Origin of the sequence: Pantoea allii (genome assembly GCF_002307475.1) — a bacterium.
Lineage (GTDB): Bacteria > Pseudomonadota > Gammaproteobacteria > Enterobacterales > Enterobacteriaceae > Pantoea > Pantoea allii.
The window spans coordinates 1-357 of record NZ_NTMH01000013.1; the positions used below are offsets into that span (position 1 = coordinate 1).

2 tRNA genes are annotated in these 357 nt (G+C 50.4%); both read right to left on the minus strand.

Going from position 1 to position 357, the window contains the following annotated elements:
• Positions 1 to 46 precede the first annotated feature (46 nt).
• Positions 47 to 122: transfer RNA gene (locus CMR03_RS05235), tRNA-Ala, on the minus strand.
• A gap of 143 nt (positions 123 to 265) precedes the next feature.
• Positions 266 to 342 (minus strand) — tRNA-Ile (locus CMR03_RS05240).
• Positions 343 to 357: the final 15 nt, after the last annotated feature.

The window sequence follows — 357 nt, forward strand, 5'->3', positions numbered from 1 at the left end:
GCCGGTACGCTCTGAAGTATTTTTCAGAAATACAGTAATATCAGTATGGTGGAGCTAAGCGGGATCGAACCGCTGACCTCCTGCGTGCAAGGCAGGCGCTCTCCCAGCTGAGCTATAGCCCCATACAGTTACTGCAGAGACCACTACTACCACTCACCAGGAGTCCCGTTTTTGATAAACGGTAATTTCTTTTCAGGCAAGGCAAAGGGTCGCGACGTATAGTTCACTATACGAGCGGCGCTTTAACGCAGCATGAGAAGAAATTTGGTAGGCCTGAGTGGACTTGAACCACCGACCTCACCCTTATCAGGGGTGCGCTCTAACCACCTGAGCTACAAGCCTGTAGAGGTTTTTTCT